This window comes from Pseudomonas sp. VI4.1 (genome assembly GCF_002029345.1).
Taxonomy (GTDB): domain Bacteria; phylum Pseudomonadota; class Gammaproteobacteria; order Pseudomonadales; family Pseudomonadaceae; genus Aquipseudomonas.
Window position 1 is genome coordinate 70,500 of record NZ_MULM01000170.1, and the last position, 17,071, is coordinate 87,570.

The following is a 17,071-nucleotide window of genomic DNA, read 5'->3' on the forward strand; positions in this document are numbered from 1 at the left end:
GACGCTCTTTCGGACCAGCGGTTCCTTGGCCAATGCACGCGGTCTGCTTTTGCAGGAGCTGCCGCAGGCTGCGATCTTTTGATCCTCCTGAATGCAAAAAGCCCCGATCTCTCGACCGGGGCTTTTGCATTTCAAGCGTATCGACTACTTATGCAGCCGAACGCACCGCGCCTTGCGACACATTGGTCGGTTGCAGCTTGAACACGTAGAACAATACCGTCAGCAGCACCAGGAACGCAGGTCCCACATAGAGTGCCACGCGGGTGTCCGGGAAGTAGGCCATCAGCCCCACCACCAGCACCAGGAACGCCAGCGCCAGGTAGGAACTGATCGGGAACAGCCACATCTTGTATTTCAGGCCGGCACGTTCGCTGGCGCTCAGGCCTTTGCGGAACTTGAGCTGGGCCAGCAGGATCATCACCCAGGTCCAGATCGCGCCAAAGGTGGCAATCGCGGTGACCCAGACGAAGACTTTCTCCGGCACCAGGTAGTTGAGCAGCACGCCCAGCAGCAAGGCGCCGATCGACAGCAGCAGCGCACGGCGCGGCACGCCGTTGCTGGAGGTGGTAGCAAAACCGGCCGGGGCCTGGCCGTTCTGCGCCAGGCTGTAGAGCATGCGCCCGGTGCTGAAGATGCCGCCGTTGCAGGACGACAGCGCGGCAGTAATCACCACGAAGTTGATGATGCCGGCGGCGGTCTTGATGCCCAGACGCTCGAAGGTCATCACGAACGGGCTGCCCTGGGTGCCGATTTCGTTCCACGGGTAGATCGACAGGATCACGAACAACGCGCCGACGTAGAACAGCAGAATCCGCCAGAACACCGAGCCGATTGCGCTGGGAATGGTCTTCTGCGGGTTCTTTGCTTCCCCGGCGGTCAGGCCGATCATCTCGACGCCGAGGTAGGCGAACATCACCATTTGCAGGGACATCAACACGCCTTGCACGCCGTTGGGCATGAAGCCGCCATGGGCCCAGAGATTGGAAATCCCCAGTGCCACGCCGTCGTTGCCGAAGCCGAATGCAATCACGCCGATACCGCCCACCACCATCGCAATGATGGTGACGATCTTGATCAGGGCGAACCAGAACTCGAATTCACCGAAGGCCTTCACCGCGATCAGGTTGATCGAGCCCATGCTGATCAACGCCGCGAGCGCCCAGATCCAGCGCGGCACGTCGGGGAACCAGACGCCCATGTACACCGCCACCGCAGTGATTTCCGCGACGCAGGTCACCAGCCACAGGAACCAGTAGTTCCAGCCGGTGAGGAAGCCCGCCAAGGGGCCGAGGTAGTCTTGGGCATAACGGCTGAAAGAGCCGGCGACCGGGTTGTGCACGGCCATCTCGCCGAGGGCGCGCATGATCACCAGGATCGCCAGACCGCCGATGATGTAGGACAGCATGATGGCCGGGCCGCCATTTCGATGGCCTTTGCCGAACCGAGGAACAGGCCGACGCCGATACAGGCACCGAGCGCCATCAAGCGAATATGCCGTTCGCCGAGTTCGCGTTTAAGCGGGCCGCCCTGAGCGGTCTCGCCGTGGGGCAGGTGATTGCCGACTGGCATGGGGTACAACCTCGTCTTGTTATTGGATATGACCACCGAGTTCCGAAGCGCTGACCGATAAGCCATTGCTTGCTTGAAACCGGACCTGCTTCGTGGGCAGTACCGTCTTGCAGGACAAAACCTGCAAGATCCGCGGGGCGTGCAGTATAAAAAGCTTCGCGCAGGGGGTTTCACTCTATAAACCACAACATTCAGCGAGAACTCTCGGGGAAATGGCGGTTTGCGGAGGAATATTACCTGGCTAGTGTCGGATTATTCGCCGTAAAAACGGCGCGGATTATTGCACAGCATTGGTGCGTCGTCATGCCAAAATCCAGACGGCATTTCCCCTTCAAGACGTCTGGAACAATACTTCCAGGCTGAAAATACCCCTGTGGCGAGGGAGCTTGCTCCCGCTCGACTGCGCAGCAGGCGCAAATCAGAGGTCCGGTTTTTCAGATAAATTGCGAACAGAGTTGGGGCTGCTGCGCAGCCCAGCGGGAGCAAGCTCCCTCGCCACAGGGCTCCCTCGCCACACATCAAAGTGGATCCATGATATTTGGGTGTCCACAATTTTTTCACCAACGCCAACCACCGTCTAAGCTTCAAGCAAGTCCGATCAATCTGCGGGAATGGATCAGTCGACTATGGGCGCGTTATGGCAAACCGATTCGAGTAAAACTGTGGTTCCGACTGAACGAGTGGATGAAGCGCCTTTACCTGAGAAACCTGGTCGTTCCCGGCACGGCTGGGGAGCGTTCCTGTTGTTGCTGTTGATTATCGCGATCGTCGTGGGGCTGGCGGCCACCAAGGAAATGCGCACCTCGAAGTTTCAATCCCGGGAAGTCAGCAAATTTGCCTCGTCCCTGAAATATGACGTGCAACCCGGCCCCAGCGACGCCATTCACTACCCCGGCGCCGGGCCTTTCGATCTGCGTCTGGGCTACAGTTCCCTGGATGAGTTCCTGCCACGGCTGCTCAAGCGTGACTACGTCATTGCCTCGCAAACCCGCTTTTCCGAGGCGCTGATGAACTACAGCCAAAAGGGCTTTTTCGTGCCCTATCCCGAGAAAATCCAGGCGGGATTGTCGATCACCGATTGCCGGGCGGCACCGCTTTACCAGTACAAATACCCGCAACAACTTTACTCAAGCTTTGAGACGATCCCGCCAGTGGTGGTCAGCAGTCTGCTGTTCATTGAAAACCGCTTCCTGCTCGACCCTCGCCAGCCCCAGGCCAACCCCGCCGTGGATTGGCCCAGGTTCGGCATGGCTGCATGGTCCCAGGTCGCTAAATTGCTGCACCTGCCGGGCCAGTCGGCGGGGGGGAGTACCCTGGCGACCCAGCTTGAAAAATACCGGCACTCGCCCGATGGCTTGACCGTCTCGGGCGCGGAAAAAATTCGCCAGATGATTTCCGCCAGCGTGCGCGCCTATCAGGCCGGACCGGATACGCTCGTGGCCCGCCAGAATGTGATTCGCGATTACCTCAACAGCGTGCCCCTGTCGGCCGTACCGGGTCACGGTGAAGTGCATGGCATGGCCGAAGGTTTACGCGTCTGGTACGGCGCCGACTTCAATGAGGCTAACGAACGGCTGTCCAGCGCCGCGACAGACCCGAAAAGCATGGCGGAAAAAGGCCTGGCCCTGCGTGAAATGCTGTCGCTGATGATTGCCCAGCGCCGCCCTTCCTATTATTTGACCAAGGGCCATGAAGAACTGGCCGACCTGACCGACAGCCACATTCGCCTGCTGGCCCAGAATGGCGTGATCGATGCGCCCCTCTCGGCAGCGGCATTGGCCAGCAAGGTGACCTACCGCGACTGGCAGACCCAGCCCACGATCCAGCCGATCGAAACCAACAAGGGCATCAGCGTGGCACGCAGTCGCCTGGCCGGCTTGCTCAATCGTCCGCTGTACGACCTCGACCGCCTCGATCTCTCGGCGACCAGCACTTTGCAAGGCGAGCTGCAAACCAGGGCCACCGAGTATCTCAAGCACCTGGCCGACCCGGTCTTCGCGGCACAGATCGGCCTGATCGGCGAACGCCTGCTGACCCCCACCAGTACCACGCAGGTGCGCTATAGCTTCACCCTGTTCGAACTGACCCCGGACGGCTCGCGGGTACGGGTGCAGACCGACAGCACCGACCAGCCGTTCGATATCAATGAAGGCAGTAAGCTGGAACTGGGCTCCACGGCAAAAATGCGCGTGCTCACCACCTATTTGCAGATCATCGCCGAGCTGCACGATAAATACGCAACGATGAGCGTCCCGGAACTGAAGAAAGTCGATGTCCCCGACCAGGACCGTTTAAGCCGCTGGGCCATCGACTATCTAGTGCAGAACAAAGACCGCAACCTGCAAGCCATGCTGGGCGCCGCGCTGGACCGTAAATACTCCGCCAGTCCCGGGGAAGCTTTTTTCACCGGTGGCGGGCTACATACCTTCAATAACTTTCGCAAGGAAGACAACGGTCGCCTCCCGACGCTGCGCGATGCCATACGTGAGTCGATCAACCTGCCGTTCATTCGGCTGATGCGCGATCTGGTGCGCTACACCACTTATTCAGGTCCAAGCAACAGCGCCGAACTGCTCAAGGACGATAGCGACCCGCGGCGTCAGGAATACCTGGCCTCGTTCGCCGACCGTGAGGGCACCTCGTTCCTGCTGAAGTTCTGGAAGAAATACAAGAACAAGGACACCCGGGCGCGACTCGAGACTTTTCTCGACGGCATGCGCCCAACGCCGATTCGCATGGCCGCCGTGCATCGTTATCTATTCCCCCAGGCCAACCAGGAAAGCTTCAACAGCTTCGTGCGCTCACACCTCACAGGCGCCAAGCTCACCGAAAAACTCACCGACGAACGTCTTGAGCGGCTGTACCTGAGTTACGGACCCGGCTCTTATGACCTGCCCGACCAGGGCTTCATTGCCAAGGTGCACCCGCTGGACTTGTGGCTGATCGGCTATCTGTTGAACAACCCCGATGCCAAGTTCAGCCAAGTCGTCAAAGCCAGCCAGTTCGAACGCCAGGAGGTCTACAGCTGGCTGTTCAAAAGCCGGCACAAAGGCGCCCGCGACAGTCGCATCCGCACCATGCTGGAGATCGAGGCGTTCCTCGACATTCACCAGCGCTGGCAGAAAGTCGGCTATCCCTTCGATCACCTGGTGCCGTCACTGGCCACCGCCATCGGCAGCTCGGGCGATCGCCCGGCGGCGTTGGCCGAACTGATCGGCACCATTCTCAACGACGGGGTGCGGATGCCGACACTGCGCATCGACAGCCTGCATTTCGCGGCGGACACCCCGTATGAAACCCGACTGATCAGTAATCCGGATGCCGGCAAACGGGTGATGCCGTCCGAAGTGGCCACGGCCATGCGCGAAGCCTTGTCGCAGGTGGTGGATGCCGGCACGGCCAAACGGGTTTCCGGCAGTTTCATCACGCCCGATGGCAAACCATTGGCCATGGGCGGCAAGACCGGTACCGGCGACAACCGTATCCAGGCCATCGGTTCCGGCGGGCGGATTCTCAGCTCGAAATCGATCAACCGCACCGCCACCTTCGTGTTCTACATCGGCGACACCCACTTTGGCACCATGACCGCATTCGTGCCCGGGCGCACGGCAGAAGCCTTCAAGTTCACTTCGGCGTTGCCGGTGCAGGTGCTCAAGGGCATGGCGCCGATCCTCACGCCGTATCTGCAACCGGGGAGCGCTTCACAATGCCACCCAGTGGAGGGCTCGTCCGTGGCGGCAGCCAATCCGGTTACACAACGCTGAATTTACCCGGTAGCAGGTGGTATCCGGTTATTTTTCAGATTCGAATATTCAACGGATTACAGGCTGAAAGCGCCGGTTGAGCGCTGAAATCCAGGCTTTTGTTTTGAGCCCCCACAGGTAGGCTGATCATTCTTAAAACGATCAAGGATGATTGGCATGTCTGACGTCTCCACGCCTGCCCAAACCCCCAACAAGGGCCGGCACTACGAATTCATCAAGAACACCACCAGCGACACCTTCAAATCCGCGACCCTCGGCAGAGGCCTGGCCCTGGCAGCCACGCCATTGAAGATGCAGCCGTGGTACACCACCGCGCCCGCCTCCCTTCATGACAAGCTCAAAGCCGCCAACCTCAAGGCCTGGAGTTCGCAAAACCAGGTCGACAAACTGTTCGAACATCTGCAGGACGTCCATTCGTTTGCCAAGCCGCTGCTCCAGGCGAAGCTCAAGGAGCGCTACGGAGTCGAGCATGACGTCAGCACGACTTACCTGCACCTGTACCTGCCCAAGGATTTGCCCTGGTATACGCTTGACGTGTCGGACGCTGTCACTACCCGGACCGTCTCCCTGCTGGACGCGGCGCTGCACAACTTCGCCACGACCGAAACGGTCCATGCCGACTCGCAGTTCATCACCAAACCCGACCCTCTCGGGCACTTCGATGTCGTTGCGATAAAACCCAAAATGAGCATCGGCCAGTTCCAGGCGCTCTGCCGGGAACTGGACATCGGCGCGCTGTACAAGGCACACCTCGAAAGCTATCTGCTGCCCGGCGATCCGGTGGCCGAAGCCGTCATGAAACTCAAGGTGACTGAAAGCCTGAAAGACGCACTCACCGCCGCCGCGCAATTGGCGTTGACCACCGGGGACCTCCAGTACGACGCCTGCAAGTTGACCCTGGAACTTACGAAGGATGAACCTCAACTGCTGCTCGATGGCAGGCGAATGCTGTGCTGCGACCTTTCGATGATGGAGACCCGTCTGACAGGCATTCTCCTGCTGATTCCTGCGGTGAAGGATAGGCGAGGGATTCAACGGCTCATTGCCTATGTTCCCAATGATCCGGATCACCCGCTCAAGGAATACGACTCGACCGAAGCGTTCATGACAGAACTGACGCGTCAGTTACGCGAAGACAAAGTCGGCGCTTCATCGAAACAGAGCTATCGACAATTCTTCAGTCAGTTCGTCGATCAGCAGCAGCGCGGGCATTTTTTCGGCGGTCTCGATCAACGCCTCGTCACCGTCAGGTGGCATGAGAACAGCGATCCGACGGATCAAAGTCCAACCTGGCGCGAGGACCCTGTGCCCCGCCCCCACCTGCAGTTCCAGCACCTGCCGGTTTCCAGGGATTACTGGACGCACCTGTACCAGCAAAAGCTCAACAAGGTTCTCAACGACGCGCGGGAAATCGCCGTGTCCACCGCCGATACGGACTCCAGGGCGCGCTGGGCCTGGTGGGACAACTTCAAGAAAATCGTCTCGGACATTTTCAATGCGGCCCTGCTGGTCGCCACGCCGTTCGTACCGGGACTGGGCGAACTGATGATGGCCTATACCGTTTATCAACTGACCCATGATGTCATTGAAGGCATCGTCGACCTGGCCGAAGGCCTCGGCCTTGAAGCGGCAGAACAGGTGATCAGCGTGGTAACGGATGTCATTCAACTGGCGGCATTCGGGGCGGGGGCTGAAATAGGCAGCGCGTTCAAGCTCAAACTCTCGCCGCTGGTCGAAGGCATGAAATCCGTCAAGCTGCCCAATGGCAAACAAACGCTGTGGCATCCCGATCTGGCGCCCTACGAACAGAAGAATCTCACCTTGCCGGCTGATTCCAAGCCCAACGAGCTTGGCCTGCATCGAAACGCCAACCAGGACATCCTGCCACTGGAAGGCAAGGTGTATGTCGTCGAGAAAGCCTCGACAGAGCCGACCTCCAGCACGCACCGCATCAAGCACCCCACGCGCCCCACAGCCTACTCGCCCAGGCTGGAACACAATGGCCATGGCGCGTGGGTGCACGAAGTGGAGACGCCGGGCGATTGGCAAGGTGAAAACCTGATGCGCCGCCTCGGACACCGCGTCGATCGCTTTTCGTCCACTGAACTGGAACAGATCCGCATCGGTAGCGGCACAGACGAGGCGGCGCTGCGCCGGATGCACGTCGAAAACACCCCGCCGCCACCGGTGCTCGCCGACACCATCAAGCGCTTCACCGCGTATGACGAGGTCCAGACAGCGAGTGCGAACATTCGGGCGGGGCAACCGATCGATCCAGGTTCTATCTGGTTTGAATCGATCCTTACGGTATTGCCAGGATGGCCTTCCGAACGGGCGCTGAAGGTGTTTGGCGAGGCTGACCTGACAGGGAATTCGCGCCAGTACGGCAACATGAATGCAACGGACGCCAATACACTGAGCATCAGCCTCGCCGATCTCACGTCCGGCAACCTTTTTGCGCGCCTCACGGGCTTTTTAACTGAAACCGAGATGACGGCCTTGCTCGGTCGCGAGGTTCCGCTCGCCGATCGCCCCCAGGCCTTGCGTGATCAACTGGCGGATGCCGTCGATGGACGTCAACGCGAAACCGCCAATTACCTGTACAAGACTGGAGAACAGTCAAGCAAGGCCGAGGTCCGCCTGCTGAAGCAAACGTTCCCGGACATGCCGCTCACCCTGGCCGAGACGCTCTTGACTGACGCCACGGCAGCCGAGCGGCAGATCATGGTCGAGGAAAATCGCCTGCCCCTGCGGATCAAGACCCTGGCCCGGGAAATGAATTTCGAAGCCGACATCGCCCGCGCCTATGACGGTTTTTTTGACGATGAACGGGTGGTGCCGGAGACCGAGCGACTGGCGCTCAACACCCTCAAATTCTATTCCGACAGCTTCGCTGACCTGCGCATCGAGGTGATGGATGGCACCGATGATGGCCCCTTGCGCTGCAGCGTCGGGCCGGCTAATGCCTCTACGGTTCGACGACTGGTCAGGGATGAGCATGGCCAGTACGAAGTGTTCGACGGGACCCACAACAAACTCCATGAAGCCGGCGAATTCTACACATCGATATTGCGCGCCCTTCCGCACGACAAGCGCTCGGCATTGGGTTACCTGCCCGGTCAGGGCAGTCGTCTGAAATTGTGGATCAAAGAGAAATCCGCGCCGGCGGCCGAGCGTAGAGCCGTGATGGCAGAACCGCCTGTTCGCCCGGTTGCCCGTATTGAAACCGAGAATCTGGTACGGCGATGGCCTTGGTTTTCCAGCCCGACGACCCCGCAAGAGCGGGTTAGAAACCTGTACCCGACATTGAGTGAGCAGGAGGCAAAGACCTTCGTTGAGGCCTTGCGCGCCAAAGGTGATCCCGATCAGGCCATTGACCGGCTCAAGGACGAACTCGACCAGTTCAGGAATACATTGGCAGAATGGGAAAACAAGGTATTGGGCTATGTGTCGTCTGACGCTGCCCCTGGCACTGATTATCTTGACTTCAGGTCTAACGGCGGCAGGCTCATTCGGGAACGACTCCTTGAATGCTTCGAACGCAAAAGCGAGGCATTCGGCGAACGCAGTATCCATCCGGATGGCGGCTATACGCTGGATTTGTCCAACGAACTCCTTAGTCCGAAGCTCGATCGCTGGTGGGCGAGTCTGCGTGAGCAACCCAACATCAAAAAATACCTGGACCAGGTGACCGTGCTGAACGTGGACAACACTCGTTTTTCACCTCGCACCAATGGCCTGTTGAGTGACTTCCCCCACATCCGTCATTTGAGTGCCCGCTACAGCCGCTTGACCGAACTACCGCCCAGTATCGGCAAAATGCGCCTGCTCGAAACCTTGCGCCTGTCAAACAACAGCATCGTATTGACCCCTGAGTCCGCCGGCCAGTTGAGAGACCTCACTCGCCTGGAAACCCTAAGGCTCGACGTCAATCCCTTGATGCACCCGCTGGATGTCGGTCGCATGTCCAGACTGAAAGTGCTGAGCCTGAGCACGACCGGTCTCGACGCTTGGCCGGAGCGCCTGTTCAAGGACGGGGTGAGCGCGAAATCCCGTCCCCGCGGATTTCATCTGGACCTGCGGAGAAGTCCGATCAATACCGTACCCGAGGTCGTGCCTGGCTCCGATCATGCGCTGATCGTGGCTCGCACACGTCTCGATATCAGAACGCTTCACGACGTCGATCGAGTTCGCCTGGGACGCTACCGCGAATCGGTAGGCCTTGCTCCAGAACAAGTCTACGAACCGGCTGCGACCGATGAGATCACCTGGTGGAGGTCGTTGCCGGACGACTCGCAAATCTACAGTTACTCCACCGGGGTCGGAACCTATCGGACCGAGTCCTGGCACGATGTAGCGTCGGAACCCGACTCCACTGACTTTTTCAGGGTCATCCGCAAGCAGAGAGATAGCCAGGATTACAGGAACCCTGAGTCGCGCAAACAACTGTCCAAGCGGGTCTGGGAGATGATCGAGGCCGCCTCACTGGACACCGAGCTGCGCAAGGAGCTGTTCAAACAGGCCAGTCACCCTGAGACCTGCGCCGATGCCGGGTCACAACTGTTCAATAACATGGGGATGAAAGTATTGGTGTCGAAGGCGCGTGCAGAGTCGACGTCCGCCGTGGATCTGGAAACCAGGCTTGTCAAACTGGCCAGGAGCGCTGCTCGTCTTGAACGAGTAAACGATATTGCCAGAGCCGAGATCGGCAGACAGAACGAGAGGCGCCTGCTGGAGACGAGTTTACTTCCTCCCGATGATGTGGAAGTGCACTTGGCGTACGAGACGGGACTGGCCAAGCGGCTGGATTTGCCCTGGCAATCCGAAGCCATGCTCTATCAGACCAGAGCAGACGTAGACACTGCCAAGATCAACACCGCCTACGATACGATTATCAGCCTCGAGGAAGGTGACGGGCTGGTCAACGTGATGATCGATTTATTCGAAAATCCGTTTTGGGATAACCATTTGCGGCGTACTCACCCTGCCGGGTTCGAGGCAAACGATAACCTTTTTGAAATGCGCCAGAATCTGGTCGAAGATCTGCGCTTGGCCCAGGAGGGCCTGGCGAACATTCAGGACGAGGCGGAATTAGCCTCGCGACAAAATGCGCTGAAAGAACTGGCCAGACAGTTGAATCTTCCCGAAAACGAAGTGTTGACCGAGCAGCTTTATGATCGGCTGCTGTCAGACATCAGCCATGAACGAAATGCGTTGGCCAGAAAGCTGACCCGTGAAGCGATGACACGAGCAGGCATCTAAATACCGCAACAGGCTACGGTCGTTAAGGATTGCCCCTTGGCCAGCCCTGAGTGTCATCCACCCAGGGCTGTTTTTTTCATGTGGCACCTTGTTCATCCCACCTCCGAATCCCAGACAACCGTGACATTGCCCGAATAGCTTCGCGAGGCACCGGGATAGAGCATTTCCTGAACCGCCTCGCGGGCGACTTCAAAATGCAGGGTGCCGGGCTTGCGATCCAGGTAATAGCCAGGCTGAAACAGCTCGGAGCCTACCCCATCACGCCGCAACTGACGGCGATTCACCGGCTGCCCCGCCGCATCCGCCAGCCCGGCGGGAAGGGAGACGCGAACTTCCAGCGGCACCGCGTGGCCAGCGGTCGGCTCCCACAGTGCACAGTTATTGCCGCTGTAGTACTGGCATTGCAGGTTCATCTTGAAGCGGCTCGACGCGGAGATATTGAACGTCTGATCACGGAACAAACGTGTGGGTTTGCGACCCTGTGACAGCCAGGTTTGCCAGCCGCCTTGCGGTTCCAATACGACGCGGTTGCCGCCGGGGGGAATGTCGACTTTCAATGTGTGTTCGACAACCAGGGTGAAGGCCAGGGAAATCAAATCATCGTCAGCCACCATGACATCACCCATGTCAAAATCCTGGCCAGGCCCCACGCGGTAGTTCAATACACCACGGTAGGTGCCCGTCGACATTTTGAGCGGGTTGGGCGTCGTCAATTGATAGGAAAACCCTGTGTTTTCGTAAGCAAAACCATAGGATTCATCAATCGTTTTTTGCGCCTGCTTGGAGCAAATGCCCGCGTCAGCCGGAACCCGCCAGAAGAAAGCGTAGTACGTGGAATGACCGTACCCCACACCACCATACCGACAGGGTGATGGCGCGTAGACCCATCCACTCTGCCAGGTCCCTTCCGGAAGAGGTTTTTTGAGTGTGTAGGCAGCGCCGATACCGTTCACCCGCATCCTCACCAGCGCTTCTCCGCCAGTCTCGTCATGGATGACCCTGACATCCCTCCAGGAGGAGGGTACCCGGAACATTGGGCCCTGGCGCTCGTCATGCAGTGCCGGGATAGCCGCCACTGACCGGAAGCGAATCGGCAAGGCGATGCTGAAGACGCCGCTCTCACAATAATTCGGATGATCACCACAGTAGCCGCCCTGGGGTGTTTTATTTTCGAATTCATTGTGCATGGGATTGGTCGGATCAGGTCGGAACAACGCCGTGATCTCCACATTCGCTGCACCTGCCGATACCGCGAAGCCTGCCGATACCAGTGCACACAAGCCCCTCGCTTTACTTGCCAGGTTCATCATTCATACGCTCTTGGTCATTCTGTCCGCTATTCCCATGCAAATCCGTCCACGGGCCCATAAGCTCCTGCTTCAGCTCATTCCCCCGGCGCCCTGGCACTGAACAACAACAGCACATTGCCGCTGTAGTCCCCCGGGCGATAACCGCCCTCCGGTTGCACCGGCGCAATCTCCAGCATCACCCGCTTGCCCACCGCCGCTTCTGCCACCGACAGCACTTCACGGGGGCTCGTGTCATGGCTCAACTCCACACCGTTGAAACTGACCCGCAAGGCAATGTCGTCGCTCGGCCTGCCGTTGGACAGGTAGGGGGCGGCTTCCAGGCGTGCTTCAATCGCGCTGGTGTCATGGCGCACGTCGAAATTCTTGCGCACGCTGCTCAGGGTCGAATTCGAGAGGTTCCAGTTCAGCCGCTGTGGCCGGTGAATCCAGTCCGGTTCGGCCGGGATCACGTAAAACGCGAGGGTCGGGATGATCACTGAGACTTCAAAGGTGTGCTCTTCCCGGGCAGCCCACGTCAAAGAGCCCGTCAGTACCGTCATTGCCGTCAGCGCGACGGCGGCGCATTGCTTGATCATGTTCGATACCCGTTGCGTCAATGGAACGCCGGCCTAGCGGCTGGCGATCTTGAGGGCTTTTTTACTGTCGCCTTCGATCAGGATGAAACGGTATTCACGTCCCTTTTCCTTGTCGAAGCCAAAGGCCTTGCCGGCCATGACGTGGTGCTTGGTGGTCGCTGCGCAGTCGTTTTCATTGCTCAATGAGCAGCTTTTGAACTCATCGACGATGACCACTGTGTTGCCGTTATTGCGCAACTCGTAGCGACTGTCGGTTTCATTGATGGCGCTCTCGAAGCGAGCGTTTTTCGGTCGCACGAAGAAGACCGTGCCGAAGCCGGTCATCACGTTGACCCCCGCCGACAGGTTCTTTTTGTAGTCTTCGCGTTCTTCGCTGGAGACAGCGAACTCGTCTTCCTTTTCCGGCACCACCGGCACGAAACGCACACGGAAGTAGCGTTCACGATCCCGCTCGCCCATGTACAACAGACGGGTGCCCTGCATGCCCTGCGCCGGCACGATCAGCCGGGCCGGGCTGGCCATCACGCCATTGCGCGACGCGCCGTCGGTTGCCGTCTCGACTGGAATTTCCCTGGGGGTCCCGTCGGCGCCGTAGACGATTTCCAGTACGTTGACCTTGACGAACGCCGTGCTGTCGCCACTGTTGAACACCCGTTTCAAATAGGTACTTTTGTCGGCATCCAGATAGTCGTACACGGTGCCGACATTGATCTGGGGCCCGGCATGAGCCGCCAGGGGGAATACACAGAGCACACACATCCACAACAGACGCTTCATCGCCCTCAACCTCATAAAAAAGTAAAAAGATGGCTAACCCGGAAGGTCAGACTTCGGAATCCCAGATCACGGTGATGTTGCCTTCATAGGGGCTGCCCCTGGAGTTGTTTATCAACCAGGCGGTGTCCCTCTCACCCATCTCGAAATGCAACGTCCCCGGCTTGCGATCGACATAGATGCCGGGCTGAAACGGACTGGTCACGGAGCGATTCAACGGCATTCGCCTGACCGGTTGCCCGCTGCTGTCGGTCAATCCGTGAGGCAGGCTGACACTGACATTCACGACCGCTCCATAACCCGATACGCGGTCAAATATCGCGCAACCAGTCTCCACGTCCTGCTCACATTCGAGCCTCATCGTGAACCTGGATGAAGCGGAGATATTGAATAATTGATCGCGATAAAGACGCACAGGCTTGCGCCCTTGCTCCAGCCATCTCCGCCACCCGCCTTGCGGTTCCAATATGACTCGATTGCCCCCGGGTGGAATCTCCACCTTCAGGGTGTGTTGTACGTCGAGCACGAAGTCCAGGGTCAGGCTGCTGTCGTCCGGTTGCATCAGTGGCCCCAGATCGAAATCGGCGCCGGGACCGATGGTGTAGGAAATGGGACCGGTGTAGAGCCCGCTCGACATGCCCAAGGGGTTGGGAGTCCGTAGCTCATAGGCAAAGTCGAGGGTATCGAAGGACATGGACGGAATGCTGAAAGCGGCTACCTTGGTGCAGGCCGCCTCCACGGGTGCTTTCCAGAAAAAACGGTAGGAGCTTGGTGTGTACGACCCCACTCCGCTGTACTGACAGGGCGCAGGCGCATAGACCCAGCTATTGCTGGTCCACAGTTTCTGATGGCCTTCGAGTACGTCCGTTACTCCCACCAGATTGGCTGCTGTATCGCTCAGAGTGAATCTGGAGCCAATACCGATGATGCGCACCTCGACGGTTTCCGTTTCCTGGGTCTCCCTATTGGTGACTGTCAGTTGCCGCCAATTGGCCGGAACCTTCAACGGGATACCGTCGCCGGCCACGATGGCGCGAGTGGAATCGAAACGAACCGGCAACTGAATACTGAACATGTTGTTGATAGCGCATTCGCCCGGATAGCTCGCGCAATAACCACTGTTCTGCGTTTTGTTTAGAAATACATTTTTGGCAGGCTGCGAAGGATCCGGCTGGAACAACGCACTGATCTCCCGATTCGCTGCCTGCGCCGAAGACAGACTCAGTGCCATCAACCATCCCAAGCGCCAGGTAGAGTTTTTCACTGGATCATCCCGCCTTCTGTTCAGTGGACGTGGCGTCGGCGAGGGTCTCCGGCGTGCAGCGCAGATCACCGATCATCAACACATTGTTTTCACTGCGATGACGACTTGCATCAAGCCGGAACTGGCACAGCAACTGATTGCCCTGGCGCACTTCAAGCGTCGGTGAACCGGCATTCATTTCCATCGAGAAGAACCCGTCGACTTCCGTCACCCCGCGACTGGCGTGGTTGATCACGTGATGGCCCTTGAGCGGTCGCCCCTGCGCATCGACCAGCCGGCCGAGCACGGTCAGGGTTTTCATCACGCGGACCTTGCGGTACTCCACGCCACCCTTGTTCAGGTGATAGCGGGTGCGCGCCGGTTCGATGGTGGCCGCCGGCACGTGGTTGCCCTCGAAGTCGAAACTCACCGAGCTGTTCTGATACGCGGTGATCGGGATGAAGTTGCGCCCCGGCTTCAACGCCGCACTGCCGCCGCTGAAATCATCCGCGCGCAAGGCGATATCATCGATGTCCGATTCCACATCGACGATCAGCCCTGCCCCGCGCACCTCATGCTGACTGGTCAGCATCATTTGCTCGCCGCCGATGGCCAGGGTGCTGTCCAGGTTCAGGCCGCCGGTGTAGTTACCGTTATAGGACGAGCGCTGAACAAACCCGTCGCCATTGATGTGGTCGGTGCGAAAATTTGCCAGGCTGGACAAACCGACGCCGTAAGTGTCGGTGAGCCCAGTCACCGAGACATTTTGCAGCACGTGATCTTTCAGGTCCTTGCGCCAGCCGATCGAGGCGTTGTTGTCGCGACCGCCATCGCGCGCCGTGCGCGAGCCGATGCTGCCGGTGATCTGCTGGCCAGGCGCGCCCAGTGCCAGGTTGACGCTCAGGTCGACCCCGCGATTGCGCTCACTGCCACTGCTGAAACTGCCCGGCCGGTCGAACAGCGACAACCGCCAGTTGCCATCGCTGCCGAACAGCGTGGTGCGCTGATTCCAGCCCAGGTCCAGGCCGACGCCTTCGACGTTGCCCTCGCTGTGGGATACCCGGGCGTTGATCGAACTTTTGCTGCTGAGCCGATGGTTCAGCGCCAGGGATGAGTTGCTGGTCTCGCCGACGAAGACATTGCGCTGGCGGATCCGGGTGCCGTCGGGCAGGGTTTCGTAGAGGTTGGTGGTGTCCAGCCAGCTGCGGTTGTGGCTGATCACCACGCTGCCGGCGCCATAGTTATAGAGGCTTTGCAGATCGAGACCGGTGCCATGATCCTGCGTCTGGTACAGGTTGGCGTACAGGCTGATTTGATTGGCCAGGGTCCAGTCGATGGAGCTGCCGTATTGCAGTTTGTCGCGAATCTGCCGTGCCGACAGCCCGAGAATCACCCGCGGGTGCATCAGGTAATTGACCGAGGCGCCTGCCGTGGCACTGCCGCTGGACTGTTGATCCCAGTTACTCAGCAGCTTGCTTTCTTCGCCGGCGAACAGGTTGTAGCGCCAGCGATCGTCGAGGTTGCGCCAGTTGTTGGGCTTGTACACCAGCTCCTGGGTGGTGGAGGTGATCTGGCCGTCTTCGACCAGGCGCACTTCCACTTCGTAGATGCCGCCGGGCAGCGGACGGGTATCGAGGGTCTGCAAACCCGCGGGCACCGACTGGCTGTTGATCAACAGGCCGTCGCGATAGATCTCCACCGAACCCTGGCGATTGGCCGTGACGTAGATCGGGTAGACGCTGGGCATCGGACTGTTGATCGCCAGGCTGTCGGAGCTGCCGTACATGACGCCGACGGCTGTATCGGGGCTGGTGCCAAACGTGCGCGGTTGGCGGGTCAGCCCTTCGGAATTGGGGGTGAAATAGCCCAGGCGCAGGAAGCTGCCTTGCAGTTCGCGCTGGGTGTAAAGCTCATGCACCGCATGATAGAGCTTGTCATCGGGACCGCCGAGGCGGGCCAATTGCATGTTGAAGGTCTGGCTCCAGTTGCCCAGGCTCGCGCTGGCTTCGAGGCCATAACGCCCGCCCAGATCCTGATCCTGGCCGCCATTGAGGTTGAGTTGGTTACGGACCATCAAACCGCTGCTGCCGCCCGCGGGCTGATCGAAGTAACGCTTGGCTTCAACATCGCGTTCCGCGTTTTCGGTGAGGATCGAGACCAACGAGTTTTCCAGGTTGTAGTGCACGGCCAGCACCTGATCCGGACATGAGCCGGTGCAATTGCCCAGCAGTACGCCTGGCTTGAGATAACTCGCCCATTTTTCCCGCTCGGCGGGGCCAAAGCGGTTGTCGCTGGTGTCGGTAAATTCGAGCAGGGTGATGCGATCGTCACGAGACAGCACCACCATGGCCTCGCCCAGCGGCTGTTGATCGAGCTCCACCCGAACAGCCAGAGGCACATCAAAGAAATGCTCCTCGAAATCCGCCGGCAGGCCTTTGGCCTGGGCCAACAGGCTGCGCGGTGTCGTACCGGCGGAAGAAACGGGAGCCGCCACTGCACTGGCACAAAACAACAGCGCAAGCGCAGCCGCGATGGGTGTCATCGGGAACATGAACTCTTACTCTGATTACGAAC

The 17,071-nt window shown here is 59.1% G+C and carries 7 protein-coding genes and 1 pseudogene; 2 read left to right on the top strand and 6 right to left on the bottom strand.

What is annotated here, in order from left to right:
* Positions 1–148: 148 nt before the first annotated feature.
* A pseudogene (locus BZ163_RS22545) lies at positions 149–1,569 on the bottom strand (amino acid permease).
* Between the two features lie 626 nt (positions 1,570–2,195).
* Between BZ163_RS22545 and BZ163_RS22550 the strand changes: the two are divergent.
* Together BZ163_RS22550 and BZ163_RS22555 are read left to right on the top strand one after the other, a co-directional pair.
* Positions 2,196–5,333, top strand: a complete 3,138-nt coding sequence (locus tag BZ163_RS22550) for a transglycosylase domain-containing protein (RefSeq protein ID WP_128872653.1) — start codon at positions 2,196–2,198, stop codon at positions 5,331–5,333.
* 156 nt (positions 5,334–5,489) lie between these two features.
* The gene (locus BZ163_RS22555; protein ID WP_128872654.1) at positions 5,490–10,595 is read left to right on the top strand and encodes an NEL-type E3 ubiquitin ligase domain-containing protein; all 5,106 of its coding nucleotides are present in this window, start codon (positions 5,490–5,492) and stop codon (positions 10,593–10,595) included.
* A 92-nt stretch (positions 10,596–10,687) separates the two neighbouring features.
* Here BZ163_RS22555 and BZ163_RS22560 read toward each other — a convergent pair whose 3' ends face one another.
* The 5 genes from BZ163_RS22560 to BZ163_RS22580 all read right to left on the bottom strand — a co-directional run bounded on the left by BZ163_RS22560 (position 10,688) and on the right by BZ163_RS22580 (position 17,048).
* Positions 10,688–11,905, bottom strand: coding sequence for a hypothetical protein (locus BZ163_RS22560; RefSeq protein ID WP_128872655.1), 1,218 nt, complete (start codon positions 11,903–11,905; stop codon positions 10,688–10,690).
* A 74-nt stretch (positions 11,906–11,979) separates the two neighbouring features.
* Positions 11,980–12,480 carry a CS1 type fimbrial major subunit gene (locus BZ163_RS22565; RefSeq protein WP_128872656.1) on the bottom strand — a complete coding sequence of 167 codons (501 nt, stop codon included), beginning with the start codon at positions 12,478–12,480 and terminating at the stop codon, positions 11,980–11,982.
* 33 nt (positions 12,481–12,513) lie between these two features.
* On the bottom strand, positions 12,514–13,257 hold the full coding sequence (locus tag BZ163_RS22570; protein WP_128872657.1) for a molecular chaperone: 744 nt from the start codon (positions 13,255–13,257) through the stop codon (positions 12,514–12,516).
* A gap of 46 nt (positions 13,258–13,303) precedes the next feature.
* Positions 13,304–14,518 (bottom strand): hypothetical protein, encoded by a 1,215-nt coding sequence (locus BZ163_RS22575; RefSeq protein ID WP_256579092.1) that lies wholly within the window; start codon positions 14,516–14,518, stop codon positions 13,304–13,306.
* A 4-nt stretch (positions 14,519–14,522) separates the two neighbouring features.
* Positions 14,523–17,048: a CS1-pili formation C-terminal domain-containing protein gene (locus BZ163_RS22580; RefSeq protein WP_128872658.1), complete on the bottom strand. Its 2,526-nt coding sequence runs from the start codon at positions 17,046–17,048 to the stop codon at positions 14,523–14,525.
* Between the last annotated feature and the right edge of the window lie 23 nt (positions 17,049–17,071).

Excerpts from the sequence above, each read along its gene's own strand:
- BZ163_RS22550 (WP_128872653.1), top strand. The coding sequence starts at position 2,196 with ATGGGCGCGTTATGGCAAACCGATTCGAGTAAAACTGTGGTTCCGACT.
- BZ163_RS22555 (WP_128872654.1), top strand. The coding sequence starts at position 5,490 with ATGTCTGACGTCTCCACGCCTGCCCAAACCCCCAACAAGGGCCGGCAC.
- BZ163_RS22560 (WP_128872655.1), bottom strand. The coding sequence starts at position 11,905 with ATGATGAACCTGGCAAGTAAAGCGAGGGGCTTGTGTGCACTGGTATCG.
- BZ163_RS22565 (WP_128872656.1), bottom strand. The coding sequence starts at position 12,480 with ATGATCAAGCAATGCGCCGCCGTCGCGCTGACGGCAATGACGGTACTG.
- BZ163_RS22570 (WP_128872657.1), bottom strand. The coding sequence starts at position 13,257 with ATGAAGCGTCTGTTGTGGATGTGTGTGCTCTGTGTATTCCCCCTGGCG.
- BZ163_RS22580 (WP_128872658.1), bottom strand. The coding sequence starts at position 17,048 with ATGTTCCCGATGACACCCATCGCGGCTGCGCTTGCGCTGTTGTTTTGT.